25 protein-coding genes are annotated in these 26,128 nt (G+C 62.2%); 1 reads left to right on the top strand and 24 read right to left on the bottom strand.

Going from position 1 to position 26,128, the window contains the following annotated elements:
• Positions 1–72 precede the first annotated feature (72 nt).
• The 11 genes from BR00_RS11680 to BR00_RS11630 form a co-directional block, all read right to left on the bottom strand.
• A complete protein-coding gene (locus BR00_RS11680) occupies positions 73–1,164 on the bottom strand; it encodes an MraY family glycosyltransferase (RefSeq protein WP_496477778.1) in 1,092 nt (363 codons plus the stop codon).
• 3 nt (positions 1,165–1,167) lie between these two features.
• Positions 1,168–2,307: a glycosyltransferase family 4 protein gene (locus BR00_RS11675; RefSeq protein WP_496477777.1), complete on the bottom strand. Its 1,140-nt coding sequence runs from the start codon at positions 2,305–2,307 to the stop codon at positions 1,168–1,170.
• Positions 2,304–4,304 carry an asparagine synthase (glutamine-hydrolyzing) gene (asnB, locus tag BR00_RS11670; protein WP_496477776.1) on the bottom strand — a complete coding sequence of 667 codons (2,001 nt, stop codon included), beginning with the start codon at positions 4,302–4,304 and terminating at the stop codon, positions 2,304–2,306. Before asnB ends, BR00_RS11675 begins: the two co-directional genes overlap by 4 nt.
• Before the next feature lie 78 nt (positions 4,305–4,382).
• Positions 4,383–5,150 carry a glycosyltransferase gene (locus tag BR00_RS11665; protein WP_496477775.1) on the bottom strand — a complete coding sequence of 256 codons (768 nt, stop codon included), beginning with the start codon at positions 5,148–5,150 and terminating at the stop codon, positions 4,383–4,385.
• Between the two features lie 135 nt (positions 5,151–5,285).
• Positions 5,286–6,167 (bottom strand): alpha-1,2-fucosyltransferase, encoded by an 882-nt coding sequence (locus BR00_RS11660; RefSeq protein WP_496477774.1) that lies wholly within the window; start codon positions 6,165–6,167, stop codon positions 5,286–5,288.
• Positions 6,168–6,303: 136 nt separating this feature from the next.
• Positions 6,304–6,975 carry a class I SAM-dependent methyltransferase gene (locus BR00_RS11655; protein WP_496477773.1) on the bottom strand — a complete coding sequence of 224 codons (672 nt, stop codon included), beginning with the start codon at positions 6,973–6,975 and terminating at the stop codon, positions 6,304–6,306.
• Entirely contained in the window at positions 6,962–7,513 is a 552-nt protein-coding gene (locus BR00_RS11650) for a class I SAM-dependent methyltransferase (protein ID WP_496477772.1), read from the bottom strand. The genes BR00_RS11655 and BR00_RS11650 overlap by 14 nt, the downstream gene beginning before the upstream one ends.
• Before the next feature lie 194 nt (positions 7,514–7,707).
• Positions 7,708–8,484 (bottom strand): DUF268 domain-containing protein, encoded by a 777-nt coding sequence (locus tag BR00_RS11645; RefSeq protein ID WP_496477771.1) that lies wholly within the window; start codon positions 8,482–8,484, stop codon positions 7,708–7,710.
• On the bottom strand, positions 8,468–9,745 hold the full coding sequence (locus BR00_RS11640) for a lipopolysaccharide biosynthesis protein (RefSeq protein ID WP_496477770.1): 1,278 nt from the start codon (positions 9,743–9,745) through the stop codon (positions 8,468–8,470). Before BR00_RS11640 ends, BR00_RS11645 begins: the two co-directional genes overlap by 17 nt.
• 380 nt (positions 9,746–10,125) lie before the next feature.
• Entirely contained in the window at positions 10,126–11,712 is a 1,587-nt protein-coding gene (locus BR00_RS11635; protein ID WP_496477769.1) for an ATP-binding protein, read from the bottom strand.
• A gap of 137 nt (positions 11,713–11,849) precedes the next feature.
• Complete coding sequence (locus BR00_RS11630) at positions 11,850–13,181, bottom strand: glutamine synthetase family protein (protein ID WP_496477768.1); 1,332 nt, start codon at positions 13,179–13,181, stop codon at positions 11,850–11,852.
• 102 nt (positions 13,182–13,283) lie between these two features.
• Here BR00_RS11630 and BR00_RS11625 point away from each other — a divergent pair, with 102 nt between their 5' ends.
• On the top strand, positions 13,284–13,856 hold the full coding sequence (locus BR00_RS11625; protein ID WP_496477767.1) for a GNAT family N-acetyltransferase: 573 nt from the start codon (positions 13,284–13,286) through the stop codon (positions 13,854–13,856).
• Positions 13,857–13,882: 26 nt separating this feature from the next.
• On the opposite strand, the gene trpA is transcribed toward BR00_RS11625, so the two are convergent.
• The 13 genes from trpA to BR00_RS11560 form a co-directional block, all read right to left on the bottom strand.
• Entirely contained in the window at positions 13,883–14,656 is a 774-nt protein-coding gene (trpA, locus tag BR00_RS11620) for a tryptophan synthase subunit alpha (RefSeq protein ID WP_496477766.1), read from the bottom strand.
• Positions 14,646–15,869, bottom strand: coding sequence for a tryptophan synthase subunit beta (gene trpB / locus BR00_RS11615; protein WP_496477765.1), 1,224 nt, complete (start codon positions 15,867–15,869; stop codon positions 14,646–14,648). The genes trpA and trpB overlap by 11 nt, the downstream gene beginning before the upstream one ends.
• Positions 15,866–16,474, bottom strand: a complete 609-nt coding sequence (locus BR00_RS11610) for a phosphoribosylanthranilate isomerase (RefSeq protein WP_496477764.1) — start codon at positions 16,472–16,474, stop codon at positions 15,866–15,868. Before BR00_RS11610 ends, trpB begins: the two co-directional genes overlap by 4 nt.
• A complete protein-coding gene (locus BR00_RS11605; RefSeq protein ID WP_496477763.1) occupies positions 16,471–17,247 on the bottom strand; it encodes an indole-3-glycerol-phosphate synthase in 777 nt (258 codons plus the stop codon). Before BR00_RS11605 ends, BR00_RS11610 begins: the two co-directional genes overlap by 4 nt.
• A complete protein-coding gene (gene trpD, locus BR00_RS11600) occupies positions 17,240–18,232 on the bottom strand; it encodes an anthranilate phosphoribosyltransferase (protein WP_496477762.1) in 993 nt (330 codons plus the stop codon). Before trpD ends, BR00_RS11605 begins: the two co-directional genes overlap by 8 nt.
• Positions 18,233–18,234: 2 nt before the next feature.
• The gene (locus BR00_RS11595) at positions 18,235–18,807 is read right to left on the bottom strand and encodes an anthranilate synthase component II (protein ID WP_496477761.1); all 573 of its coding nucleotides are present in this window, start codon (positions 18,805–18,807) and stop codon (positions 18,235–18,237) included.
• Positions 18,782–20,203, bottom strand: a complete 1,422-nt coding sequence (locus tag BR00_RS11590; RefSeq protein WP_496477760.1) for an anthranilate synthase component I family protein — start codon at positions 20,201–20,203, stop codon at positions 18,782–18,784. Before BR00_RS11590 ends, BR00_RS11595 begins: the two co-directional genes overlap by 26 nt.
• An 85-nt stretch (positions 20,204–20,288) precedes the next feature.
• On the bottom strand, positions 20,289–21,059 hold the full coding sequence (locus BR00_RS11585) for a prephenate dehydrogenase/arogenate dehydrogenase family protein (protein WP_496477759.1): 771 nt from the start codon (positions 21,057–21,059) through the stop codon (positions 20,289–20,291).
• A complete protein-coding gene (gene aroA / locus BR00_RS11580; protein ID WP_496477758.1) occupies positions 21,052–22,374 on the bottom strand; it encodes a 3-phosphoshikimate 1-carboxyvinyltransferase in 1,323 nt (440 codons plus the stop codon). The genes BR00_RS11585 and aroA overlap by 8 nt, the downstream gene beginning before the upstream one ends.
• A 7-nt stretch (positions 22,375–22,381) precedes the next feature.
• Entirely contained in the window at positions 22,382–23,464 is a 1,083-nt protein-coding gene (gene pheA / locus BR00_RS11575; RefSeq protein WP_496477757.1) for a prephenate dehydratase, read from the bottom strand.
• Positions 23,461–24,426 carry a 3-dehydroquinate synthase II domain-containing protein gene (locus BR00_RS11570; protein ID WP_496477756.1) on the bottom strand — a complete coding sequence of 322 codons (966 nt, stop codon included), beginning with the start codon at positions 24,424–24,426 and terminating at the stop codon, positions 23,461–23,463. The genes pheA and BR00_RS11570 overlap by 4 nt, the downstream gene beginning before the upstream one ends.
• A 10-nt stretch (positions 24,427–24,436) precedes the next feature.
• Positions 24,437–25,243, bottom strand: a complete 807-nt coding sequence (locus tag BR00_RS11565; protein ID WP_496477755.1) for a 2-amino-3,7-dideoxy-D-threo-hept-6-ulosonate synthase — start codon at positions 25,241–25,243, stop codon at positions 24,437–24,439.
• Between the two features lie 710 nt (positions 25,244–25,953).
• The gene (locus tag BR00_RS11560) at positions 25,954–26,127 is read right to left on the bottom strand and encodes a hypothetical protein (RefSeq protein WP_496477754.1); all 174 of its coding nucleotides are present in this window, start codon (positions 26,125–26,127) and stop codon (positions 25,954–25,956) included.
• Position 26,128: the final 1 nt, after the last annotated feature.

Genomic DNA, 26,128 nt, shown 5'->3' with positions numbered 1-26,128 from the left:
CCGGCAGGCCTTGTGGCGGAGAAGTTTCGCGGCGTCAAATGCGCGTGGAGGGCGGATTGGAGAGCGGACGCCTCAGCGGCGGCGCCAGGGCGCAAGCTCGCGGGTGCGGAAGCGCACGATGCGCTGGTAGGCCCAAATATAGAACAGGATAAAGGCCAGGGCGAAGAGGGCGAGCACCGAGGTATGCCGCCAGAAGACGACCGCCGGGGCGATGGAGGTCAGCGCCAGGAACCAGAGGTAGGGTGCTGTGGCGGCGTTGCGGCGGGTGAGGTCTCGGGCGGCAGCCTTCCCCATGGCCCAGCGGATGAACCGACGGAAGATGAGGGAATGCAGGTGCAGGGCGTCGGGGAGCCCGGCGCTGCGCCGCCGCAGGATACGGCGGCGGTAGATGGAAAACACCGTCTCGAAGACCGGATACAATCCCACCAGCAGGCCGAACCACGGCGAGACTTGGGGGTTGCGGGCCGTGAGCAGCACCGCGGCCTCGGCAAACCAGAACCCGGCAAGATACGCCCCCCCATCGCCCAGGAAGATGAGGCCGCGGGGGTAGTTCCACAGCCAAAATCCCCACAAGGCGCCCATCCCCGCCAGGGTCATGTTCCACACCAGGGCGTCTTCCACGAGGTAGGCCACGTATCCCAGGGCCGCCAGCATCAAGGCCACCACCATGGATGCCAGGCCGTTGAAGCCGTCGATGATGTTCACGGCATGGGCCACTCCGGCCACGGCAAAGACCGTAAAGGTCGTGGCAGCGGGCCACCAGGCAAGGAGGGCGTCCACGCCGGGTACGTCCAGCCGTGGGAGCACGGCTCCTGCCCACCAGGCGCCCAGCCCCGCAGCCACCATGGTGGCCACCAGGCGGGGCAGCGGCCCCACTTTTTTGGAGATGTCCTCGGCAAGGCCCATGAGAAAGGCGGGAAGCGCTGCCACAAGCAGTATCCCCATCAGATTGGATTCATTGCTTCCGCGCGCGAGGAGCACCATCCACGCCGCCACCATGCCGCCGAGCAATCCCACGCCCCCCACTCGGGGGACGCTGCCCACGTGAAATTTTTGCACCCCCTGAGTGCTGTCCGCGGTAAGGCGGCCGTGCAGATGGCGCAGACGCACGATCCATAGCGTGATCGTGAAGGCAACCAAGAAGGCGACGATCAGTACCTGCACGGCTCATTCTCCCGGTAGCAGTGCGCGCACCAAAACCGCATTGGCCCGCCGCACGTCGAAGCGCTCCTCGGCCAGGCGGCGGCTTTCCCGGCCCATGGACTCGATCCATTGAGGCTCCTCCACAAAGCGCAGCATGGCCTGCGCCAGCGCCTGTGTATCCCGCGGCGGCACCAAAAAGCCGTTGCCGCCATGGATCACCGTTTCGCGGCAGCCGGGGGCGTCGGTGGTGATGACCGGGCGGCCCATGGCCATGGCTTCCTGCGTGCTGCGCGGCACGCCCTCGCGGTAGGATGGCAGCACAAACACGCTGGTCTGCGCCAGCCACGGCCGCACGTCCACCGAACCGGGCCACTCCACGGTGCCGTCCTGCACGTACGGCTGCAGGTCGTTTGCGTCCAGCGCCCCTGGATTGTCATCCAGCGGACCAAGGAGCCAAAAGCGCGTGGCCGGGTGCTTGCTTTTTACCTGCCGCGCGGCGTCCAAAAATTCCAGCACCCCTTTTTCCCGCAGCAGCCGGGCCACCATCGTGAAAGTGATGGGCTGCGTGTGCGGCGGGTGCATCGGCCATTGGTCGAGGGGCACGCCAATGGGGCCTAACAGCAATATGCTCTGGGGGGGCAGGCCACAGCGCTGCTGCAACTCTTGGGCATCATCTGCGTTCAGTACGATTACTTGATGGGCCGCTCGGAATGCAGTCCGATACAAGAGCGAGAGCATCCATCCAAGCAGCAGCTGACGCACTGACCGCGTGTTTGGGCCACGTTGGGTAAAAGCGTACCCCATGCCTTCCACCATGACCACCCGTCGGGGAATGCCCGCCCACGCCGCTGCAAGCGTCCCCCACACATTGGGCTGCGCCGTATAGGTGAGCAGCGCATCATAGGCGTTTTCCCGGAAAAGCTTTCTCAGGGCCAACAGTACACGCAGATGGTGCATGGGATGCATGCTGCGGCGATCCAGCGGATAGGGGACGCAGCGCGCGTTGAGCGCCTCCACCCGTGCGCGCTCCTCGGCCGACCAGGTAGGCGCCAAGACATCCACCGCGCATCCTTGCCGAACCAGCTCCTCGATGAGCGGCAGGCGAAAGTGGATGACCGAATAGGCGGCGTTGCTCATGATCGCAACGCGGTATGGGGGTTTCATCGTCCTGACTCCAGCCACGCCTCCCACATCAACACATCCCACAGAGGATACGCCCAGTTGCGTCGGCCGGAGAGGTGTTCCTGCCATTTTTGCCGCACCGCAAGAGGATCAAGGTATCCTTCCTGTTTGAGTCGTGCTTCTGAGAGCAGTTCCTCCGCCCACTCCCGCAGCGGCCCGCGCAGCCAGCGGTCGAGGGGGACGCCAAAACCCATCTTGGGGCGCTCGATGAGCGCCTTCGGTACGTAGCGGTAGAGCACCTGCCGCAGCAGCCACTTGCCCTGCCCGCCGCGGATCTTCATCGTAAGCGGCAGGCGCCAGGCAAACTCCACCACGCGGTGGTCCAAGAACGGTACGCGTGTTTCCAGACTCACCCCCATCGCCGCGCGGTCCACCTTCACCAGAATGTCGTCCGGAAGGTACGTGCGTTGGTCAAGGAACATCATCATTGCTTCCAGCCTGTTGCCCTTGCCGTCCGAATGCAGCGCCTGGGGCCACGCATCGACCGTTTGCAGCACTGTGGGCGGCTCGTTGGCCCCCAGTACCAGCTCTTGGGCAGGGTGCTTCCAATGCGAGACAAGGTAGCGGTACACTGCCTGGGGCGAGTCCAGCGTCAGCAGCTCCGCTAACTTGTGCACCTTGTCTCCAGCCAGGGAGACCCGATACCGGTGTGGCAGCAAGGGGTGGATCGCCGCAAGGAACGTATTCCAGCACGCGGGCGGCACTGCGATAAGCATTCTTTGCAGCGCGCGACGCAACTCCATAGGGATCTGGGCAAGGCGCCGCCATAGCGAGCGCGTCCAAAAATAGCGTGTGTAGCCCCCGAACAGTTCATCGCCGCCATCGCCGGAAAGGCTCACCGTCACCTGCCGGCGGGCGAGCTCCGCCACCAGAAAGGTGGGGATCTGCGATGAATCGGCAAAGGGCTCGTCATACAGCGTCGGCAGCTTGGGGATGACCGCCATGGCCTCTTCCGGCGTCACATAAAGCTCGGTGTGATTCGTGCCTAAGTGGCGCGCCACGGCCTTGGCGTGCTCGGCTTCATTGTATTCGTCTTCGTGAAAGCCGATGGAGAAGGTTTGGACCGGCCGGCTGCTGTGCGCCTGCATGAGCGCCACCACCGTGCTGGAGTCGATACCACCGGAAAGAAACGCTCCCAGCGGGACGTCCGCCACCATCTGGCTAGCGATGCTTTGCTTGAGCAGCGCTTCCAGTTTTTCCGCCGCCGCTGCCTCGTTGTCGGCGAGCGGGTGGAGCAGTCCCGCCTCTGCTACATCCCGCACCGACCAATAGGGTTTGACCTCTCCTCTTCCCATGGGAGAAGAACCAGGCGTGAGGGCGGCGGCAGCAAACTGCACATAGCAGCCCGGCGGCAGCTTCCAGGTGTTCTCAAAAATGCTCCACGGTGCCGGCACATAGTTGTACCGCATAAAGAGCGTCAGCGCCCGCCGCTCGATGGCGTTGTCAAAACCCGGGTGGGCCCGCAGGGCCTTGAGTTCCGAGCCAAACACCAGTGTTCCGCGCACCCAGCCATAGTAGAGCGGCTTTTCGCCCATGCGGTCGCGGGCAAGCGTCAGCGTGCGCGTTTTACGGTCCCACAGCGCCAGGGCGAACATGCCCACGCAGCGCGTGAGCGTCTTTTCGATACCCCAGGCTTCAAACGCAGCCAACAGCGTTTCGGTATCGGAATGGCCACGCCAGGCCGGTGCTCGGCCCTCGGACTCGAGCCTGTGGCGCAGTTCCAGGTGGTTGTAGATCTCGCCGTTATAGATGATCACATAGCGATGAGCGGCCGACACCATGGGCTGATGGCCGGCGGGAGACAAGTCCAGGATCGACAGCCTGCGGTGCGCAAGCGCAATGCCTGCGTCTGCATCCACCCATACCCCGGCATCATCGGGCCCGCGGTGGATGAGCGTGTCCGCCATGCGCTGCGCAGTGGCACTAGCCGCATCTGCGGGACAGCCGCCAGGCTGCCAGAAACCGGTCAGGCCACACATAGATTAGGTCCGTCTCTTTTAAATTATAAGCGCGGCCTTGGCCGCGCCGACTATTCCGCACATCAAAGTATCAAAGATTTATTTAGCAAGAAACAATGACTTTCCTATTGTACAGAGCAATCCAGGAAGTAAACTGATCCGACGAGAAGCGACAAACGAATTCATTAATGCCCCTGCTGCAGATGCATAGGCATGTATATTTTTTCTCGCTTCACCAACTCCAGTATATCTATAATGCAAACATACATCTTCTATATTTGCAAATTTTACATCAGTAATTTGGGCGAGTCTTAACCACAAATCATAGTCTTGTGCATAAATTCCACCCATATATCCACCTTCTCTTATAACTATTTTTTTTCTAAAAATTACAGAAGGATGGCAAATTGGATTTCCATATTTTAATTTTCTTTTTATTGATTTGTCATCTAATGGTAAATTTATCTTTTTAATTAAATTTCCATGTTCATCGATGATGTTATAGTTTGTTCCGAGAATTGATATATCTTGATTTTTTTGCATAAATTCTAACTGGCGCTCTAGTCTGTCTGGCGTCGATATATCATCTGAGTCCATTCTGGCAATGAATTCTGATTTAGAATAGTGTAAACCAAGATTCAAACTGAAAGTTAGGTATCGTAATTCTGTCGAGTAGATATTTACTCTTTTGTCATAGCCATATACTTCTTGAATTTTTTGGGCGAGCACGTCTCGTTGCTCACCGTTGACCACTATTATGAGCTCAAAATCCTGGATTGTTTGATGTAAGCAGGAGTCGATTGCTTGGAATACATAATCATTGAACTTGTGCGCACATAGAAGCCATGACACAGCGGGAGTTTTCATTCTCAGGCAACCTTATCAGGCGTATCCCGTTTTATTAGTCCAACGACCTGCCGCTATCCATGTAGGGGATCAACTTGCTGATGTCGTTAGGGGGTAATCCACAAGCATCGGCAACGACACCTTGGTTATCGTAAGTCATAGCACGATCCAACCAGAGCAGTATAGGTCTCGGGTGTCAAAAACGTCAATGTTGAACCAGCGCCTGGGCGCAGTGACGATTTTGCCCGGACGCGGATTGAGCCACGCCCCCCACCAGCTGAAACTGCTGTTGGCGATAATGTGATGCCGACACGCGCTCATCAGCTGCATGTCGCGATAACTTGCCGCACCGGGGTTATGGTCGACCAACGTGTAAGGGACAGGCAATCTGAGATGCTCCAAAACCCATTGGGGGTCATCGGAGAAGACATAGAAGCGCTCGACTCTCGTCTTTTCGAGCATCGTGGCAACCGCAGCCGGGTAATACTCAGACAAGTCCACGCCGTGTACGCGCCTAGTCTCAGGATTGTTAAAGTAATCTCCTCGACGGATATGCAGGGAGACACTCACGCAGGACTGCATCTCATCGATTAGGGCAGCATTGCGCGGGTCGAGCGGCTCGATGAAACGGAACTGTTGCCGGATCGTGTCGGCGATGCACGAAAAATATTTTTCGCTTTGCCAGTAGCCGTCCAGATACACATCGTCGGGCAGATGCTCGATGCCGGCCCAGTAATGGAAATGGGGTTCGATGACCAGCGCCTTCGGTCGGAGGCTGCGCAAAGAACGGCGCGACAAAAGCCGCCTGACGACAGGACGCGCGCACACGCCCAGCACTTTTTGCAAATCAGCGATTGAAGGTTTCGGCAGCTCGAGACCGAAGACGCGCTTCAATTCAAGCCCTTGATGTGCGTGGTTATTATCAAACCACTCGGTGTCGAACCGGACATCCGACGCTACTCGACAGGCAACCGCCAGGCCTGCCGCGTACTGAAACATCTGGTTGCCCAAACCACCACAGAGACGAACGATGATCATGGCTCAGCTCAATTTCTGACGAAGCAGAACGTAGAAAATCGTTGCGCGGTGAAGAGTAGAAAGGCTCACGCACGATCGCATAATTGGCAGATCTGGTTGCCAAAGCTACCCTTAACTGAAAAATAACCACGCCTAGTTACAATCCGATCTTATTTGCGATGCGATCGAAGAGTCGGCGCAAAGGCCTTTTCGCAACAACGAAAGCATGGGAAGGCACGAGCTTCTCAAAGTCCCTGGTTTTCTCAATATCAAATGGCTGAGTGAATTCAAAACCCTCGAAAAAAAGTTTTTTGTTCGAGGCAATCAAGTCATCCCATCCACACTCGAGCGTTTTGTAAAACAACGAATTAATTGCCGCGAACTGGGACAACTCTGTATCGCACTTAGGCAAGTAATACAGAGTCTTCCGAACAAAATCGAACTTTACAAAATGAAGGTGAACATGAAAGTTGTATAGATATTCATAAGTTGCCAATGGACATTCAAGGTAACCTCGTCCTCCTCCAACCCTAAAAATCTCATTCAGAAAACTCTGCGGATCGACGACATGCTCCACCACATGAGAACAAATCACATAGTCGAACTCGCCATCTTGGAAAGGAAAGCGACCACCATCGTAATAATGCACTGGCCTTTTCCCAAAATTAGGTTCCTGATATACATTACCGCGTTGCGAAATTCTTTCTTTATTCGTTTCGAACTTCAGCTCGAGGAAAGCATTGCTTCTATGATGCGGGGCAGCCCCAGGGCCAATTTCAAGAACCCTATCATGAGGGCGGATTAATGTCATTTTTTCAGGATAAAACATTTTGCCTCCCTGCCTGCTTGACTGCTATGCAATGCCAGCCGAAACACGCCAGATCGTCAGCCCTTCGGGATTTTCCGCGCAACAAGAAATAAATTAGCCCGATTCCCGCTACTAGATAGGCGAGCGGCCAGCACCAATCCCCGCAACGCCGTGCCATGGCAGGTAGTCGTAACATCTCCTGTTTGGTATAAGAAAACCAGTCTCCGTTTGGCGTCAGTTCCTGAATCTCAAAGCCTCGCCGTGGCAGGTGGTATTCGTACCAGCAGCGGCTAAAACCACTGGCGTAATGGTATGGCGCAAAGTGGACGAGCGAAGCAAAAGGTGCCGTGAGGATCAATTTCCCACCGGGCTTGAGGAGACGAGCAAACTCATCGAGCGCTTTGAGCGGATCGGGTAAATGTTCTAATACTTCACTGCAAAGAACGACATCAAACGAAGCATCTGGCTCTGGTATATTCGTGATGTCACAAACCAGATCGATTTGGCTAGTATTCCACGTTCCCGTTTGCAAACCCTGAGCATCCCCCCCTGCCATCATATTGACAAAAATCCTGGGATACATAAATCAAATGGATGCACAGCGACTTGTTGCGAAGTTCACCCGCCCCAGCATCTAGAATACGCAAACCTTGAGGGATTGTTGCCAAGGTCGCCGCCAGCCACCGATTGCGCGCTTCATCGTTGACATTGACGTCGATCATTTTTTTTAACAACTTCTTCATTCCCTTACCCTTATTGTTTGACGAAGGTAAAAATTGCTAACACATATGGCAGCTTGCCCAACTCCTCTATGTCCCGCTGCGGGCTGGCGGATAGAACAAGCGTCTGACCCGCTCTTATCCAGGCGAACTCCCGGAGCACCAAGCCGTTTTCCGCAGCGAGTCGAACCAGTGAAAGTGGATCGAATATGCGGTGTCCATTGAACTCAACACGCTCCCGGCCGATGGGCACGGATAAATAAAACAGCCCCCCTGGTTGGAGCATTCTGGCCATATTAGCCAATCCCGACGCATACCCATGGGGGTCAATTGGGTCGCCATAGCGGCCCAAGCCAAAATGTTCTAGGGCATGCAAACACGACAACGAGTCGCAATATTCGACCAGCGTCGCGGACGGGTTCATCAGGTCCGCTTGCCGGAAGGTAACCCCCGGTATTTGAGATGTGACTGGGCGAATGTCGAATACCTCGATTTCCCTAAAACTAGCCACATGGGCAACAAAGCCATCTACTCGCGAGCCAATATCAACATGCTTTTCCGGATTGGAAAAATGAATCTTCTGCGCCACATACAAGTCTTGCCAGAAATATTCATTTTTTGTGGCTCCGCCCTCTTCATACCAGTCGTGCAAACAGGGAAGAAAGCCGATTTGCCCCTCATATTCTTTGCAGAATCGGAACAAATCTCGGACATAACGAGGAAGCCCCCTTAATGAGCGAAGCAACCGTCTGATATCAATACCGAACTGGACGCATAGCAACCAGTGAATTTTTCTAATCACTTCTCTCATTTGGCAGCCTTTTAACCCACCCCAAACTGAACGCCAATCCGATCAAATTAATCACCAACCAGCCAAATGCAGCCCCTATCGTACCCTGCCACGAAACAAGAAGCGGAATTAATAGCACGGAAAGGATTAGGGCAAACGCATTTACCCGCAATATCATGTAGACCTTCTTTCGGGCTAGCCAATTCACATAACCTACATTGTAAAAGGCATTCAAGACTGTCCCAACAAGCAGGACAGATAGTATCGGGTAGATGGCTGTAACAGCCTCGGTGTTTCTCAACCAGACTTCCAGCAGCCATTTGCCGATGACAATGTATGTCATGGCGGCTGAGCCAACAAGCAGAGCGATCAGCCCGGCCAGCTTGACACACAAGCCGCGCAAGGCAACGGGATCGTTCCTCATCTGAATCGCACGCGGCAATACGGCCTGCGTCAATGGATAGAGTAACTGAAGCGAGCCAGTGGCTACCGTTGCAGCAACCGTGTAATAACCAAATTGCTCAATCCCCACCATCCGACTCAGCACGATCCTGTCCATTTGCACTGTCAGCACGCCCAACAGGGTAGCGCCAGACATGCTGGCAACCAATCGCCAAACCGGACGCAATTCATTTGGATCCCATTTGACCTGGCTTCGTTTTAATAGCGTTATGCCCCACGCCCACCTGCTTCGAATTAACGTTTCGAGTAGTGTAATCGCGATGTGCCAGATCAGATAAGCCGACAATGTAGGCCAGACAACCACCCCCACTACACCACCAAGATGGCGCAATAATACACCGGCAGCCATGATGCCATTCAAGGCGATTTGTGCCTGCGTCCCTACCAGCAGGCTGCGATAGATGGAGCCTGGAAACTGGGCGGCGAACAAGGCTGCTGCACCATAAACAGCCTCCCGACCTGTTGCTACTGGCAAACCTTCCAGTTTGAGCCAATGCGTGGCAATAGTGTCAGCCAGTAGCGCGACGACAAGCCCGGCGCACAGAGCGAACAGCCAGTAGATTCGCTCAAAGCCAAAGAGTAGAGACGCTGTTCTTTGTCGCCCTAGGGCGGTCATATCAAAGCGTGCCGCCACCTCACGCACCAAAGCCTGGCTCATGCCGGCATCCAGCAAACCAAGAATCCCCTGAAGCATGGCTATAAACCCGATCAGACCATACTGCTTAGCGCCAAGCACCGACAAATACCATGGCAATGCGAGAATGGGCGCCAAAACTGTAACACCCGTGCCAAGGTAATTAGCGAGAATGTTTCTTTTCATTGGCATTCTTCAAGAAATTAAAGAAGAAATTTGTGTCCAGTCAATCGAGGGGATCACGAGTGTGTGTCTTTGCGAGGCCATGTATCGGTCTTCGATTTTTTGGACACATTTTTTATTCATTACGCAGCCTTGATTACGTAGCCTCGCTTGAGGCCTTTTTCTGAATGATCCGGACTGCTGTCGGGGGGTCTGGATCCATGACATCCGATGATCCATTGCCAGTTGGAGATATCCTTAAATAAGGGTAAAGCGGAGATCTTCCCCTGTGTCGAACTGCCAGAGGGGGCTTTTAGACATGCTGGGACTGTTGGACACCCACTTTATGCTCCTAAGGTTTCGATGGGAAAGGAGGCAGGAGCCTTGCAGCGCTTCTGTGGATCTCACGCCACCTCCCAGCCCACGATCTGGCGCCGGCTTGCGCTGAATTCCACGCCGACTTGCAGGAGCTTTTCCACCTCCGGTGCGGCGCGGTACTTGGCGGCGTAGTCGTTGGGTCTGAGCTGGGCCAGGGCTTCTCCGGTGGGGGCGTCGCCTTCTACCACCTTGAACTCGAAGAGCCATACGGTAGATCCAGCGCGCAGCATGAGGTCCAGCCGGCCCTGCAGCGAGGTGTCCTCGGCGACCATGGGAAGCCCCAGGCTCGCCAGGTGGCTGTAGAACACGCTGGCGAAATAGCCTTCGTACTGGGCGATGGGGTTTTTGCGGTACCAGTCCGTCGGGATGCCGGCATAGAGGCGCTGGAAGTGCTCGTGCAGGGCCGCTGCGTCGCCGTGGGTCAGCATGTCGTAGATCTCCCAGATGCTTTGCTGCAGGATGCGCTCCAGCTCCGGGGTGATCCATGTGGCGCGCAGGGCGGCATTGAGGGCCGTGCGCACTTCTTGGTTGGGAAGCCCCAAGACGTAGGCCGGGGTCCCCGCCGGCGTGATGCGTCGCTCTGTCAGGGTGAGATACCCGGTCTGCCAGAGCAGGGCCTCGGGCTCGATGTGCTCCACGTCGAAGGCGGAAAGGAGCTGCTCGCTGGCGTAGAGGCGCTCCAGCTGCGGGGTGTAGAAGCGGTGGCGGGCCAGCCACTGCACGAGAAAGCGCGGGGTGGCGGTCTCGAACCACCAGGCTCGGAACTCGCGCTGCCGCAAGAGCAGCAGCACGTCGAAGGGGTTGTACACCGATGTTTCGCTTCCCCAGCGGTAGCCGTTGTACCAGTCGCGTACCTGTCGGCGGTCCAAGGGGCGGCCTTCGGCCGCTGCCGCGGCGAACTCCGGGGCAAAGACCGTGTCCAGGTCTTCTTCGGTGTAACCGCAGATGGTGGCCACTGAGGCATCCAAGGTGAGGTCGTAGAGGTTGTTGAGCCCGGAAAAGAGGCTCACCTTGTTGAACTTGGACACCCCGGTCAAAAACACGAAGCGCAGGTCGGCATCCCGGCCCTTGAGCACGGAGTAGAGGTTGCGCAGACCCTCGCGCATGGCCCGCGCTGTATCCGGATCGGTGAGGTTGTCGAGGATGGGCTTGTCGTATTCGTCCACGAGCACCACCGAGCGCTGGCCGTGGGCTTCGGCGGCGCGGGAGATGAGCTCGGCAAAGCTGCCGGTGACGTCTTCGGGGGCGGTCACGGGCACCGCGAGCCGCTGGGCGTTTTCCCGCAACTGGCGCCGGATGCTGCGCTCCAGCTCCGCTCGGCTTTGAAGCTGTCCTTCGGCAAAGCTGATGCGGATCACCGGGTGGCGCTTTTCCCAATCCCAATGGTTTTCCAGGTACAGGCCGGTGAAGAGCTCGCGGTGTGCCGCAAAGGCCTCGGCCAGGGTGTCCAGGAACAGGGATTTGCCGAAGCGCCGGGGCCGGGAGAGGAAATAGTAGCCGCCATCCTCGGCCAGACGCGCCACGAACGGCGTTTTGTCCACGTAGTAGCAGTTTTCCTGGCGGATCTTGGTAAAGGTCTGGATGCCGATGGGCAGTTTTCGGCGAAGGCGCATGGGACCTCTCAGGCGGCTACTCGTGTTGAGCTTTGGAGGACGCCGCATCAATGCACGACGGCGCATTTGTTTTTTCGCCTATTTCAAGCCAAAGCGCCGGAGCGTCAAGAGGGCCGTGCCCTCCGGATACGTCAGCATCACAGCCGGGCAAGGTAGCGCTCGCGTTCGAAGTCGGTGACATGCGCACGGAACAGTTCCCATTCGGCTTTTTTGTTTTGGAGGAATTTGGCGAAGATGTGTTCTCCCAACGTCTCCCGGACGAGTGTGCTCGCCTCCATGGCCGCAAGGGCGCTCTCCAAGCTGCCGGGCAGAGTGGCGATGCCGCGCTCCTGGCGTTGGAGGGCCGAGAGGGCGCTGACGTCTTCTTCCACAGGGTCCGGCAGGGGGAGGTTTTCCTCCATGCCTTTGAGCCCTGCGGCGAGGATGCAGGCAAAGGCGAGGTAGGGGTTGCAGGCCGGATCTGGGGAGCGCAGCTCCACGCGGAAGGCGTTTTCTTGGCTGGGTTTGTATTGCGGGATGCGTACCAGCGCCGAGCGGTTGCGGCAGGCCCACACCACCGATACCGGCGCCTCGAAGCCCGGGATGAGCCGTTTGTACGAGTTGACCCATTGGTTGGTGATGGCGGTGAATTCCGGCGCGTAGCGCAACAGCCCGGCCACGTAGGCGCGGCCTTCGCGGCTCAAGCCGTAGGGGGCGCTTGCGTCGTGGAGGACGTTGCGGCCATTTTTGAACAGCGACTGGTGGACGTGCATGCCGCTGCCGTTGATGGTGGCAATGGGCTTGGGCATGAAGGTGGCGTAGAGGCCGTGCTGTCGGGCCACGTCTTTGACCACGGCGCGGTAGGTGACGGCGGCGTCCGCCATGCGCAGCGCCTCGGCGTAGCGCAGGGAGATTTCGTGTTGGCCCGGGGCGACCTCGTGATGGGCGTATTCCACGTCGATGCCCATGGCGCGCAGCCCCGTGATGACGGCCCGGCGCACCGGCGTCCCCAGATCATGGGGCGGGGCGTCGAAATATCCGCCGGGATCCGTGGGGCGTGGGGTTTGCGCGTCGGGAAAGAGGAAAAACTCCAGTTCCGGCCCCACGTACAGGGTGTAGCCCCGCCGGGCGGCGCGCTGCAGCAGCCGGCGCAGACAGGCGCGGCTGTCGCCTTCGAAAGGGCGGCCATCGGGGTGGAGGATCTGGCAGAACATGCGGCCGGTGGCGGGTTCCCCGGTCCGCCAGGTGACCAGTTGGAAGGTCGTGGGGTCCGGCTTGGCGAGCATGTCGCTTTCCTCGATGCGGCAAAAGCCTTCCAAGGCCGAGCCGTCAAATCCCATGCCGTCTTCCAGGGCGATTTCCAGCTCATCGGGCAGCACCTGAAAGCTTTTGAGCCCGCCAAGGACGTCCACGAACCAGAGCTCCACCAACTCCAGGCCGTGTTCACGCACCGCGCGGATCACGTCATCGGAATTTTTGCATTTGAGCATGTGGTCTCCTCGCTTTTGCGGGAGAGTGGAGCAAAATTTCGTGGTGGTCAAGGTAGTTGCATCTTCCAGGACACTGATGGCACAGGGAGGGGGAGGGAGGAAATGATGCTCGAACGATTGCAGGGACCCAAGATTGGCGCGGTGATCGAAGCGTTGGGTCGTTTTCGGATCACCATCTTTCGGGAGTATCCGTATTTGTACGACGGTTCCATGGAATACGAGCGGGAGTACCTCTCCCGGTATGCTGCAAGCACCTCCAGCGTGGTGCTGTTTTCCCGCGATGCCCACGGGCTGGTGGCCGCGGCGACAGGGATCGCGCTGGCCGAGGAGACCTCGTGCTTCATCCAGCCCTTTTGTGCGGACCCGTCCGAATACTTCTATATCGGCGAGGTCATGGTCCGGGCCGATTGCCGCAGGCAGGGATGGGGCAGCCGCCTGCTTGCCGCCATGCTGGATGCGGCGCGGGCCCAGGGGTTTGCCAAGGCGTGCCTGTACACCGTGCGCCGGGACCCTGGGCATCCGGCCAAGCCCAGCGGGTACTGGTCTGCGGATGCGCTGTGGGAGCGCTTCGGCTTTGCCAAGGTCCCCGGATGCGAGACCCCATGCCCCTGGAAGGAGATCGGCGAGGCCGAGGAGACGGAAAAACCCATGGAAGTGTGGACCTTGGATCTGTGATCCAAGGCGGGAGGCCCCGCCTTGGATCATGCCATGCAGGCGCGCAAAAACGCCTCCACAGCCGGGATGCCGCCGTGGTTCAGGAGACTGAGCACGTGGCTTCCCACCACCGCCACCTGGGCGCGTTCCGCCAGGGCCGCCACATGCCGGGGCTGACTGATGCCGAAGCCCGCGGCGATAGGGATGTGAGTGCGGCGGCCAAGGCTCTGGAGATAGGCGAGTGCTTCGGGGTGCAGGTCGGAACTTGCGCCCGTGATGCCCACTTTGAGGGTGGTGTAGAGGAGCCCGGATGCCTGGGGGAGCAGGAGCTCAAGACGTTTTTCCGGGGTGTCCGGGGAGATCACCATGACGGGATGGACGCCCAGACGCCGCGCCATGGCGGCGTAGTCTCCTTCGGGTTCGTCCACCGGCAAATCCGGGATGATGACTCCCTGGATGCTTTTCGCCGCGCAGCGCCGCAGAAACTCCTCCATGCCCATGGCATAGGGCACGTTGGCATACGTCATCATGAGTACCGCCACCTCGGGGAGGGCCGCTGCCACCGCTCCTGCCCAGGCCAGGGCGTCCTCCGGGGTCATGCCCGCATCCAGGGCCGCCTGGTTGGCGGCCATGATGGTGGGGCCGTCGGCCAAAGGGTCGGTGAAGGGGATTTGGATCTCAATGATGCGGACCCCGCAGGCCGCCATGGCGCGCACCAGGCGCAGTCCGGTGTCCAGATCCGGGTATCCGGCCACCACATGGGTCATGAGTTGGATATGCCCATGGGCCGCCGCCAGCACGGCATCGAGTTTATTGGTCACGTTCCACCTCGCTTTGCAGAAAGGAAATCCACCGTTCGGCGTCCAGGGCGCGGGCGGTGATGAAGAGGTCTTTGTCGCCGCGGCCGGAGATATTGACCACCATGATGTCCTCGGGGGGCAGGGTCGGGGCCAGGCGCATGGCCAGGGCCACGGCGTGGGAGGATTCCAGTGCCGGGATGATGCCCTCGAGGCGCGCCAGCAGTTGGTAGGCGGCCAGGGCCTCGGTATCCGGGATAGGGGTGAAGGCCACCCGGCCCTGGTCAAAGAGCCAGGCGAGCTCGGGCCCGATGCCGGCATAGTCGAGCCCGGCGGAGATGGAGTGGGTGCCCTGCACCTGGCCGTGGTCGTCCTGGAGGAAGTAGCTCTTGTACCCTTGGACGATGCCGGCCTTGGGCTGCCCTTGGAGTCGGGCTGCGTGGTCTCCGGGGTTGGGGCCCCGGCCGCCGGCCTCGGCGCCGTAGAGGCGCACGCTGGGATCTCCAAGGAAGGGGGCGAAGAGCCCCATGGAGTTGGAGCCGCCGCCCACGCAGGCCACCAGGTGACCTGGCCGCCGGCCGGTCTGGGTTTCCAGTTGCGCCGCCACCTCCCGGCCGATGACCGATTGGAACTCCCGCACCACGGTGGGATACGGATGCGGCCCCAGGGCGGACCCCAGCACGTAGTGGGTGGAGTCCAGATGCTGGATCCAATCCTTGAGGGCCGCGTTGACCGCGTCCTTGAGGGTGCGGGTGCCGTCGGCCACCGGGACGACGTCGGCCCCCAAAAGGCGCATGGCGAAGACATTGGGATATTGGCGGGCCACGTCCACCTCGCCCATGAACACCGTGCACTGCATGCCGCAGCGGGCGGCCACCGTGGCTGTGGCCAGGCCGTGCTGGCCGGCCCCGGTCTCGGCGATGAGTCGTGTCTTGCCCATGCGCCGGGCAAGCAGGGCTTGGCCGAGGGCGTTGGTGATCTTGTGGGCGCCGGTGTGGTTGAGGCTTTCAAGCTTCAGGAACACCTGGCAGCCGCCCAAATGCCGGGTCAGGTTTTCCGCTGGGTAGAGCGGCGTGGGGCGGCCGCAATAGCAGGCAAGCAGGCGTTGGAACTCCTCGTGGAAGGCCGAATCGCTGTGCGCCTCCACAAAGGCGGCTTCCAGTTGATCCAGGGCCGGGATGAGCATCTCCGGCACGTAGCGGCCGCCAAAGGGGCCGAAATGACGCGGAAGAATCATGAACAACCTCGCAGGTGGTTGAGGGTCTGACGAAGCTTTGCGGCGTCCTTGACTCCGGGGCGGGCCTCCACCCCGGAGTTGAGGTCCACCCCGTCCGGGCGGAGGGCGCACGCGGCGGCGATGGTCTCCGGGCCGAGGCCGCCGGCCAGGATCCAGGGGAGAGGTAGCGCGGGCAGGCTCCAAGGGAGTCTCCATGGTCGGCCGTGGCCGCCGCCGCAGCGCCCGGCATCCAGGAGCAGAAAGCGGCAATGCCCCTGCCAGGAGGAGGCCGCGCGGAGGAATGCCTGCGGCGTGGGGAAGCGCTCCGGCCAGAGCACGGCGATGACGCGCTCCGGGCCAAGGACTTGCCCGGTGGCAGGCGCATAGGGGCCATGGAGCTGGAGCATGTCGAGCCGCGCCTCGGCCGCCATGTGAGCGATGGTGGCGGTGTCCTGCACCGTGAACACTCCGACCTTGCGGCAGGAGGTGGCAATGCTCCCCACCCAGGCCGGATCTACCCGTCGCGGGCTTTGGGGATGGAAGATAAATCCCACCATGTCCACTCCAAGTGTCTGGCACAGGCGTACATCGTCCTCGCGGGTGAGTCCGCAGACTTTGACGATCATGGCTCCCCCAACAGTTGGCGCAGGGCCGCCCCAGGGTCAGGGGCGCGCATGAGACTCGTGCCCACCAGGGCGGCGTCGAAACCCGCATCCTCCAGGCGCAGCACGTCTTCCCGGCAGGTGATGCCGCTGGCGGCGATCCAAATCTGTCCCGGGGATTTTTCCCGCGCCAGGGCGCGGCTGCGACCTAGGTCCACGGCCAGGGTGTCCAGGTCCCGGGCGTTGACCTGGATGATGCGCGCCTGGGCCGCGAGCGCCCGGTGAAGGTCTGCGCGGTCGAAGACTTCCACCACGGCCTCGAGCCCGGTGCGCTTGGCGGCCTCAAGGCATTGGGTAAGGACGGCGTCCGAGAGCATGCGCGTGATGAGGAGCACGGCGCTGGCCGGGGTGGCGGCGGTGGCGCGCACCTGCAGGGGGTGGAGGATGAAGTCCTTACGCAGCATGGGCAGCCCCAGGGGCGCGGCGTCGTGGAGGAAGGCAAGGCTTCCCTGAAAGTAGCGCTCTTCCGTGAGGATGGAGAGGGCGCAGGCCCCGGCGCTGGCGTACTGGTTGCAGACCTCGCGGGCGGTGAGGTCCGTGCGGATGCAGCCCTGGCTGGGTGAGGCGCGTTTGTATTCGGCGATGATGGCGCTGCGTCCCGTGGCGCGGGCCGTGGCGATGGCTTCGGCAAGGCTGGGGCGCGCTGCGGCCCAGAGGGGGGCAAGGGTGCCGGCGGCCTCGGCGGCATGCAGGGCGGCGATTTCAGCCTGTTTGGCCGCCCGGAAGCGCTCAAGCATAGCGCACCTCCTGCGAGACTCCTTGGGCGACCTTGTCTCGGGCCATGGTCATGGCCTCGGCAAGGGGCAGGTCTTCGAGCAGATGCAGGGCAAGGCCCAGGTTGAGGGCCACCATGGCCTGCAAGGGCGCCGGGCCTTGGCCGGCGAGCACTTCCCGCTGGCGGGCGATGGCGTCGGCTTTGTCGGCGCAGGTGAGGCTCTCCGGGGGATAGGCGTCGAAACCAAAGGATTCTGGATGGATGGTCGCTTCATGCACCATGGTGCCGTGCACGAAGGCCACTTGGGCTGGGCCGCAGGGGGTCAGTTCGTCGAAGCCTCCGGCCCCGTGCACCACGGCGGCGCGCTCTACGCCGACCTGCGCCAGGGCGGCGCTCATGATGGGCACCAGGCGTTCTTCCGGGACTCCAAGGATCTGGTGCGTGGGGCGGGCAGGATTGATGAGCGGCCCCAAGAGGTTGAAGAGCGTGCGCACCCCGAGAGCGCGGCGCAACGGGGCGATGCGGGCGAAGGCGGGGTGAAAGTGCGGGGCGAAGAGAAACACGAAGCGGCTGGCCTGGGCGGCGGCTGCGGCGGATTGCGGGGTTTGCGCCATGGGAAGGCCCAGGGCCTCGACAATGTCGGCGCTGCCGCAGGTGCTGGAAACCGCGCGGTTGCCGTGTTTGACCATGGTATAGCCCATGTCCGCGAGAAGCAGGGCCACAGCGGTGGAACAATTGAAACTCTGGCGCCCGTCGCCGCCGGTGCCGCAGGTGTCCATGCGCGGGGAGGGAAGCCCTTCCACCAGGTGGGCGCGCGCCAAGGCCGCGGTGGCGGCAGCGGCCAGCTCGGTGGCGGACTCGCCTTTGCTGCGCAGGGCGATGAGCAGGGCCGCGGCCTGCCCCTCGGACAGGCGGCCGTCCAAGAGATTGGCGAACACGGCCGAGGCGGTGGCAAAGTCCAGGTCGTGGCCAGCAAGCAGGGTTTCGAGAATGGGAGCGATGGACATGGTTACCTCCGGATCATGGTGATGAAGTTGGCGAGAAGCTTGGGCCCATGGGGGGTGAGCACGGACTCGGGGTGGAACTGGACCCCCATCCAGGGGCGGTCGGCAAAGGCGATGCCCATGATTTCTCCGTCATCGGCCCGGGCGGTGACGGTAAAGGGGAGCGGTTGGTCCTCGAGGATGGCGAGGGAGTGGTAGCGCCCCACCTCCACGGGGTTGGGCAGGCCCGCAAAGAGCCCGGCACCGTCGTGGGTCACGAGGGAGGTTTTGCCGTGCATGATGCGCTGGGCCCTGCCCACGGTGGCGCCAGCGTGATGGGCCAGGGTCTGGTGCCCGAGGCAGACCCCGAGGATCGGCACGCTCCGGGGCACCAGGTCCAGGAAACGCAGGCACAGCCCCGTATTGCTGGGATGACTGGGACCAGGAGAGAGTACCACGGCGCTCAGCCGCGGGTCTGTGGCAAGCTCAAGGAGCTGCGTTTCTGTGTTGCGCAGCACCAATGGTTCGACGCCCAAACCTTGGAAGACCTGCACCAGGTTGAAAGTGAACGAGTCAAAGTTGTCGATCAGCAAAAACATCGCTGCCTCCGGTTTCGTTGACGGCCGTCAGGATGGCCCGGGCCTTGTTGTGGCACTCTTGCCATTCTTTTTCGGGGTCGGAGTCGAAGACGATGCCGGCTCCGGCCTGCCAATGGATCTGGCCGCCCTGTACCCACAGGGAGCGGATGGTGATGCCGGTATCCATGTCCGCGGCTTCGTCGCCCAGTCCTATCCAGCCGATACATCCGGCGTAGGGACCCCGGGGGAGGGATTCTTCGTCGTGGATGAGCTGCATGGCCCGGATTTTCGGGGCCCCGGAGACGGTGCCGGCGGGGAACACCGCGGCGATGACGTCGAGGGCCGTGAGCCCTGGTTTGAGGGTGGCCGAGAGGTAGGAGGTGAGGTGCATGACGTGGGAGAAGCGCTCCACCTCCATGGTGGCGTCCACCTGTACTGATCCGGGGGCGGCGACGCGCCCGAGGTCGTTGCGCCCCAGGTCCACCAGCATGACGTGTTCGGCGCGTTCTTTTTCGTCCGCCAGAAGCTCCTGGGCCAAGGCTTCGTCTTCGTTCACCGTGGCCCCGCGCGGCCGGGTGCCGGCGATGGGGCGAAGCTCCAGGTGGCCTTTCTGGGAGCGCACCAAGAGTTCGGGCGAGGACCCGAGCAGGGTGAAGTCCGGGGATAGGGCCATGTAGAAGGTGTAGGGCGACGGGTTGACCCGGCGCAGGGTGCGGTAGACCTCGAAGGGCGATCCGGAAAACGAGGCCGAGAAGCGGGTGGAGAGGACCACCTGGATGGCTTCGCCGGCCTGGATGGCCTCCTTGGTGCGGCGCACGCTGGCCAGGAATTGCTCGCGGTCCGGGATGGTGCTCACCGGGCCAAGGCGCGGAGGCTCGGGGGTGAGCGGGCGGCCACAGATGGGCGGCATGGGATCTTCCTCCAGGGCCAGCGTGAGGCAGCGGTGCCGCAGATGGTCGAAGAGGATCTGGCGGCCGGGCAGCACGAGGCAGGCATCCGCCTGGTGCGGGGGCAGGATATCCGCCACGGCGGGCTCCCAAAGCCCGGCGCTGGTGTAGCCGAAATAGCCGATGAGCGAGCGGGTCATGGCCGGCAGTCCTGCTTCGGGCGGCAGGATGGCGATGGCCGCCTGCGCGGCGCGTACGCCTTCCAGGAAGGGCAGGCCGTGGAGCTCTCGCAGGGGCTCCAGGCGCGGGTCATTGACGCGCACCGCCAGTCGGCCCTGGGCGCAGCTGAGCACGAGCCGAAAATCCCAGGCAATGAGGCTGTAGCGGCCGAGCCGTCCGTCCACTTCACTGCTCTCCAGGAGGATGCCCGGTTTGCGCTGCACCATGTGGAGGTAGAGGGAAATGGGGGTTTGGGTGTCAGCCGGCAGCCACGCGCCGCGTTGGCGCAGAGGTGGTGGATTATGGGGCATGGTGTTCTCCAGGGTTGGGGGAAAAAGAAAGGCCGGTTCCTCGGGAGGAACCGGCCGGCCATGGATATTTACCAGGACCAAAGCCTTACGGCCCTCCCGAGGAAGTCGTCCTGCGCCACCACCACAGCATGGATTCCGCCTTGCGGGTCGCCAGTTCCAGGTCTCCGCTGGCGGTGAGGTTGAGGTAGCTGCGGAAGCGGCGGGCGGCCTCCAGGGAGAAGGGATTGGCCTCCACCAAGGTGGAAAAGAGGGCCGCGTCCTCGCCCACCAATTTGGCGGCAGCCTCCATGCGGCGGCCAAAAGACGGGGTGAGGTACGGCGTGAGATCGAGGTCCGGCGTGGCGCAGAGATAGGCCACGGTGGTCAGAAAATTGAGCCCTTGGATGTAGGCCATGGCCTGGTCATGGGCGCTGGCCGTGGTGCGAAACGGGGCGTAGCCGGCCTCTTTGAGGAGTGTTTCGGCTGCGCAGGCGGCCTCCTCGCCCCGGCCGGGGACCACCGCCACCCGCAAGGGCGCTTGGGTGTCGGGGCCAAAAAGCGGGTGGAGCCCCACCACCGGGGTGGCGGTGGCGCCGAGCATCTGCTGCAGAGGCAGGACCTTCACCGAGGTGATATCCATGAGGATGGTGTCTTCGCAGAGCGCCGGGGCAACGACGGCGGTGGCCCCGGCCACGGCGGCCACAGGCACGGCAAGGACGACGAAGCGCGCCGCGGCCACGGCGGCATGCAGGCGCGTGCGATCCAGGGGAAGGTCGAAGCCGGCCACGGAGAATCCGGCCCGGGCAAAGTCCCGGGAGAGTCTTTGCCCCATGCGGCCGCGGGCGCCGAGGATCACCATGGAAGCCTGTTTAGGCACGACGTTCCTCCGCATTGGCGCGGCGCACCGTTTCCCACAGCTCCCAAAAGTGGGGGAAGGATTTGGCCACACAGCCAGGGGTGTCGAGCATGGGCCGCGCCCCCAAGAGCTCCGCCAGGCAGAGACTCATGGCCAGACGGTGGTCGCCGAAGGTGGCCAGCTCCACCGGAGAGGTATTCTGGATTCCCCCATGGATGATCATGCCGTCGCTTGTTGGCTGCGCGCAAACCCCCAGGCGGGTAAGCCCGTCCACCACGGCGGCGATGCGGTCGCTTTCCTTGAGGCGCAGATGCGCGGCGTCACGGATGCGGGTCGTGCCGTGGGCGGCGGCAGCGAGCATGGCCACGGTGGGCACGATGTCCGGGCACGCGCCCATGGACAGTTCCGCGCCGCGCAGGCGGCTGGGATAGGCCGTGACGCGATCTTCGTGCACCTCCACCCGGCCGCCCATGGTGTTCAGGATATCCACAAGCGCCCGGTCTGCTTGCAAGGATTGGGAACGCAGCCCGGTGACCGCCACCGGCACCCGGCCGAGCGCTCCGGCGGCGAGGAAATACGAGGCGCTGGACCAATCGCCTTCCACGAGAAAATCCCCGGCGCGGTAGCTGTGGCCGGCGGGCACGCAAAAGCGCAGGGTTGGGGCCGAAAGCCCCGGCACCTCTTCCGGTGCGCGCGGGACGAAGCCTTTTCCTTCGCGTTCACTGATGGTGACCGGGACCCCGGCGTGGTGCATGGCCTCCAGGGTGAGGTGGGCGTACGGCCAGGAGGCGATGGCGGCACTGGTGATATCCACGGTGAGCCCCTGGGGGCTCAGCGGCGCGGCCAAAAGCAGGGCCGAGAGATATTGACTGCTTTCCGCAACATCGAGGGGGGTGTGGCTTTGGAGAAACCCGCGTGAAGTGAGGCGCAGGGGCGGGCAGCCCGGGGCGCCTTCGAAGTGGACGCCGACGCCCAGGCGTTCCAGGGCGTCGGTGAGGGGGGCGATGGGCCGCAGGTGCATGCGTCCTTCCCCAGAGATGCGGTACGTGCCGGGGAGTGCCGCCGCCACTGCAGTGATGAGGCGGCAGGTGGTGCCGGACTCCCCCACGGCGAGCTCCACGGGATGAGTCGGCCGGGTCTGCGCAATGGCTTCCACGCGGTAGCCGCCCTCGATGGGATGGATGCGGGCGCCCAAGGCGGTCAGGCAATCGCGGGTGCGCTGGGTGTCGTCGCTCTCCAAGGGCCGTAGCACCCGCGAGACGCCTGGGGCCAAGGCCGCCAGGATGAACGCGCGGTGGGTCTGGGATTTGGACGGCGGTGCAGGGATGATGATCATGTCGTGCTCACAATGGGTCGAGGTGGGGGCCGGCGGGGTAGCTTCCAAGCACGCGCAGGCTATGGCAGCATTCGGCCACCTGCCGGAGGGTCTGGGCGTATTTTTCCGCGCCCAAGTCTGACTCCACGTCCATGAAGAAGATGTACTTCCATTTTTCCGCGCGCAGCGGCCGTGACTCCAGCTTGGCGAGGTTGAGCCCGGCCTCGGCGAGGAGGCTCAGCACTGCGGCCAAGGCGCCTGGCCGGTCGGGCAGGGTGAGGAGCAGCGAAGTCTTGTCCCGCTGGGCAGCAGTGCCGGGTTCGCGGCCGATGATGGCGAACCGGGTCCAATTGTCCGCCAGGTCCTGGATGTCCGTGGCGAGCACGGCGAGCGTGGGGCCTGCCAAGCCGGGATGGCCGATGGCCGCTGCCTCGGGGTCGTCGTGGACGGCTCGGGCCGCGGCTGCCGTGCTTTCCACGGCCATGAGCTGGGCGTGGGGCAGGTGGGTGCGCAGCCACTGGGCGCATTGGGCCAGGGCCTGGGGATGGGAGAGCACCCGGCGCACCGTCTCCATGCGGTGTCCAAGGAGGGCGTGCCGGACTCGGCAGAAGACCTCGGCCAGGATGGGGGTGTCGTGGTGGAGGAAGAGGTCCAATGTCTCGGCCACCGAGCCGTGGAGCGAATTTTCCAGGGGCACGATGCCCAGCCGGCAGGTGTCCGTGGCAACGGCCCGGAATACCGCCTCCAATGATGGCTGGGGGAGGAGCTCGGCGCTGTGGCCGAAGTACTCCAGGGCGGCGCGGTGGGAGAAGGTCCCTTCCGGGCCGAGATAGGCCACGGTCTGCGGGGCTTGCAGGCTGCGGGAAGAGGAGAGGATCTCGCGGTAGATGGCGCGCAAATGCTCTTTGGGCAGGTGCTCGCCGGGCAGAGCAAGCAGGCGGTCGAGGACTTCCTTTTCCCGAAACGGGTGGAAGATCACGCCGTCTTTTTTGCGCTGGCCCACCTGGCGGCTGAGGCCCGCCCGTTCGTGAAGCAGGGCGACAATGGCCTCGTCCACGGCGTCGATGCGCTGGCGCAGTTCTTCCAAGGTCAGGGCAGGTTCGGTGTTCATTCGCGGATGTCCTCGGAGATGCGCATGCCGAAGTGCCGGCCCGCTGCATCCAGGCGGCAGAGCACCTGATCGCCGGGGGCGAGCTGCACCACGCTCACCGGGGTGCCATCCGGCCGGGTGAGGCGGATGGTCTCGGCGTTTTGCAGGAAGATGGTCCCGCGCTGGCCGTCGGCCTCGGCGTCGATACGCAGCATGGGGCGGATTTCGGTCTTGACCCGGCCCACGGTGGCCCGTTGGGTGTGGCCGTCGGCGTGGACGACCATCAGCGCGTCGCCGGGCCGCAGTTCTTCCAGGTAGCGGGTGCGGTCTTCGGGCATGACGCAGTAGCTGTGCACCGCGCCGGCATTGATGCGAAAAGGCCGGGGCGCCACGTAGGGGTTGGACTCGGTCTCGGCGTGCACCAGGAAGGTGAAGGCGCTGGAATTCCCCACCAAAAGCCCCATGCCGGTGGTGAAGAGCGAGGTGGTGTCCACGCACACCCGGTGCCCGAGTCCGGCGTCCTCCACGGCAGTGATCGTGGCTGCCACCAAGGGCTCCTGTCCCAGGCGTTCGCGCAGCTCGGCGATGATGGTCTTGAGTTCCGCCGCGGCTTCCGGCCGTACCACAACTCCCGCCACCCCGCATTCCAAGATGCCGGCCGCCACCCGCGCCCGTTCGGCGCTTTCCACTTCGGCCAGGACCTCTCGGGTTTGGGCGAGGATGTTTTCCACCGGGATGATCTCGAAGCCGGCGCGCAGGACCACGGTCTTGCCGGCAAGGGCTTGAGTCACGGCCGTCTCTTCGTCTTCCTTGGAAGCCAGAGTCACCCACAGGAGGTCTGCGGCGTCCAGGACCACTCCTTTGGCCAGGGATTGGACCGCCGGCACGTGTTCGGCGTCGGTGATGACGCCGTCCACTCCGGATTCCAGGGCCAGGGCGACCTCGTCTTTGCAAAAGGGCAGGGCAGCGAAATAAATACGCATGGGGAATCCTTTAGACGCTTGGGGTGTGCATGAGGTCGAGGGCCTGGTCCACGTCATAGTCCAGGTGCACCACGGCGTGCAGGGCCTGCACCAAACGGGTGGGATCTTCGGCCTGGAAGATGTTGCGGCCCATGGAGAGCCCGGCGCCGCCGGCCTTGAGACTGTCGTGAGCGGTTTGGAGGATTTCGCGCACCGAGCCCATCTTGGGGCCGCCGGCGATGACCACCGGGATGCAGCAGGCTTCCGTGACCCGGGAAAAGCTCTCCGGATCTCCGGTGTACGGGACTTTCACGACATCTGCGCCCAATTCCTCGGCCACCCGGGCGCAGTGCGCTACCGTCGCCGGATCCCATTCGGATTTCACTTTGGGGCCGCGGGCGTAGACCATGGCCAGAAGCGGCATGCCCCAGGATTCGGCCCGGGAGGACACTTCGCCCACGTCCCGCAGCATGTCGCGCTCGGTCTCGTCGCCAAGATTGAGGTGCACGGACACGGCGTCCGCCCCCAGGCGCAGGCCGTCTTCCACGGTGGCCACCAGGGTCTTGGCGTTGGGGAAGGGCGAGAGGGTGGTGCTGGCGGACAGGTGAATGATGAGCCCCACGTCCCGGCCTTTGCCGCGGTGGGAACAGCGGGGCAGGCCCTTATGCATGAGCACGGCGTTGGCCCCGCCCTCGGCCACCTTGTTGATGGTTTCCCGCATGTCCACCAGCCCGGCGATGGGCCCCACGGTAGTGCCGTGATCCAAAGGCACGATGATGGTCTTGCCGGTGTTGCGGTTGAAGATCCGCTCCAAACGAACGCTTTTTCCCAGGTTCATGGCCTCCTCCTTGGTTTGGGGCCCGGCCCCGGCGGCCCGAAAAACTCGAAGGGCCGCCGGCTTTGCGCCTGCGGCCCTTCGGTGGATGTTCGTGATGTGTAACGCTACGACAGCCCCTCCAGACCACAGGCCCTGTTCCCATAAAAGTACCAAAAAAAGTACAGGCTGTTCTGGAGGAGGTTTTCGCGCTTCATGGAAAGCTCCTCTATGCGCCGGGGCGGGGAGGTGTCAAGGAAAAATGTGACCCTGGGTCAATAATCGATAAAAAAATAAAAGTATGAAAATACAAATAGTTGTATGTATTTTCCTGCCTGGCGTTCTGCAGGACGCTTTGTTGTGGGGCATGTGGAGGGATCGGTTGGCGCGATCTTGGCCTTTGGCCGCAAAGGGGGTAGCAACAGCGGCAGGAGGCGGACATGCAGCAAGCATCAGTGGTATTGCGGGCCGTGCGGCGGATGTGTTCCTGGTGTCGGGGCGGCCGGGTGCAGACCCTTGGCTGTGGCCAGTGCCCGCTCGAAGGGGTGACGGAGGACGAAGACGCCCCGCGGCTTCTGGCCCGGGTGCGGGCGTTTTGTCTGGCGTGTGCCGGTTCGGTCCAGGATGTGGCGGACTGTCCGGCAGGAGCCGTCATGGGCGTCCATGAGCCCTGCGCCCTGCATCCTTTTCGGTTGGGGCGGGCCGTGCGTTTGCGCCAGTTGCTCTTTCCTGCGCTAGGGGGCGAGGAATTGTTGCAGCAGTTCGGAGAGCCCGGCGGCGCTGCGCGCCATGGCGGGCCAGGCGAAGTTGAGAATGTGGCTTGCGGCAAAGAGGCTGAGAAAAAGGAGCACGGACCAGAGTTTTCGGCAGATGGCGGCAAGGATACGCAGGCAGAGGGAGTGTTTCATA

This window comes from Thermodesulfomicrobium thermophilum DSM 16697 (genome assembly GCF_059568695.1).
Note: the sequence above shows the minus strand (reverse complement) of the source record. Positions and strands in the feature narration are given on the sequence as shown.

What these genes read in the sequence shown, in the direction of transcription:
- BR00_RS11675 (WP_496477777.1), bottom strand. Translation starts at nt 2,307, where the DNA reads ATGAAACCCCCATACCGCGTTGCGATCATGAGCAACGCCGCCTATTCG.
- asnB (WP_496477776.1), bottom strand. Translation starts at nt 4,304, where the DNA reads ATGTGTGGCCTGACCGGTTTCTGGCAGCCTGGCGGCTGTCCCGCAGAT.
- BR00_RS11665 (WP_496477775.1), bottom strand. Translation starts at nt 5,150, where the DNA reads ATGAAAACTCCCGCTGTGTCATGGCTTCTATGTGCGCACAAGTTCAAT.
- BR00_RS11660 (WP_496477774.1), bottom strand. Translation starts at nt 6,167, where the DNA reads ATGATCATCGTTCGTCTCTGTGGTGGTTTGGGCAACCAGATGTTTCAG.
- BR00_RS11655 (WP_496477773.1), bottom strand. Translation starts at nt 6,975, where the DNA reads ATGTTTTATCCTGAAAAAATGACATTAATCCGCCCTCATGATAGGGTT.
- BR00_RS11650 (WP_496477772.1), bottom strand. Translation starts at nt 7,513, where the DNA reads ATGATGGCAGGGGGGGATGCTCAGGGTTTGCAAACGGGAACGTGGAAT.
- BR00_RS11645 (WP_496477771.1), bottom strand. Translation starts at nt 8,484, where the DNA reads ATGAGAGAAGTGATTAGAAAAATTCACTGGTTGCTATGCGTCCAGTTC.
- BR00_RS11640 (WP_496477770.1), bottom strand. Translation starts at nt 9,745, where the DNA reads ATGAAAAGAAACATTCTCGCTAATTACCTTGGCACGGGTGTTACAGTT.
- BR00_RS11635 (WP_496477769.1), bottom strand. Translation starts at nt 11,712, where the DNA reads ATGCGCCTTCGCCGAAAACTGCCCATCGGCATCCAGACCTTTACCAAG.
- BR00_RS11630 (WP_496477768.1), bottom strand. Translation starts at nt 13,181, where the DNA reads ATGCTCAAATGCAAAAATTCCGATGACGTGATCCGCGCGGTGCGTGAA.
- BR00_RS11625 (WP_496477767.1), top strand. Translation starts at nt 13,284, where the DNA reads ATGATGCTCGAACGATTGCAGGGACCCAAGATTGGCGCGGTGATCGAA.
- trpB (WP_496477765.1), bottom strand. Translation starts at nt 15,869, where the DNA reads ATGATTCTTCCGCGTCATTTCGGCCCCTTTGGCGGCCGCTACGTGCCG.
- BR00_RS11610 (WP_496477764.1), bottom strand. Translation starts at nt 16,474, where the DNA reads ATGATCGTCAAAGTCTGCGGACTCACCCGCGAGGACGATGTACGCCTG.
- BR00_RS11605 (WP_496477763.1), bottom strand. Translation starts at nt 17,247, where the DNA reads ATGCTTGAGCGCTTCCGGGCGGCCAAACAGGCTGAAATCGCCGCCCTG.
- trpD (WP_496477762.1), bottom strand. Translation starts at nt 18,232, where the DNA reads ATGTCCATCGCTCCCATTCTCGAAACCCTGCTTGCTGGCCACGACCTG.
- BR00_RS11595 (WP_496477761.1), bottom strand. Translation starts at nt 18,807, where the DNA reads ATGTTTTTGCTGATCGACAACTTTGACTCGTTCACTTTCAACCTGGTG.
- BR00_RS11590 (WP_496477760.1), bottom strand. Translation starts at nt 20,203, where the DNA reads ATGCCCCATAATCCACCACCTCTGCGCCAACGCGGCGCGTGGCTGCCG.
- aroA (WP_496477758.1), bottom strand. Translation starts at nt 22,374, where the DNA reads ATGATCATCATCCCTGCACCGCCGTCCAAATCCCAGACCCACCGCGCG.
- pheA (WP_496477757.1), bottom strand. Translation starts at nt 23,464, where the DNA reads ATGAACACCGAACCTGCCCTGACCTTGGAAGAACTGCGCCAGCGCATC.
- BR00_RS11570 (WP_496477756.1), bottom strand. Translation starts at nt 24,426, where the DNA reads ATGCGTATTTATTTCGCTGCCCTGCCCTTTTGCAAAGACGAGGTCGCC.
- BR00_RS11565 (WP_496477755.1), bottom strand. Translation starts at nt 25,243, where the DNA reads ATGAACCTGGGAAAAAGCGTTCGTTTGGAGCGGATCTTCAACCGCAAC.
- BR00_RS11560 (WP_496477754.1), bottom strand. Translation starts at nt 26,127, where the DNA reads ATGAAACACTCCCTCTGCCTGCGTATCCTTGCCGCCATCTGCCGAAAA.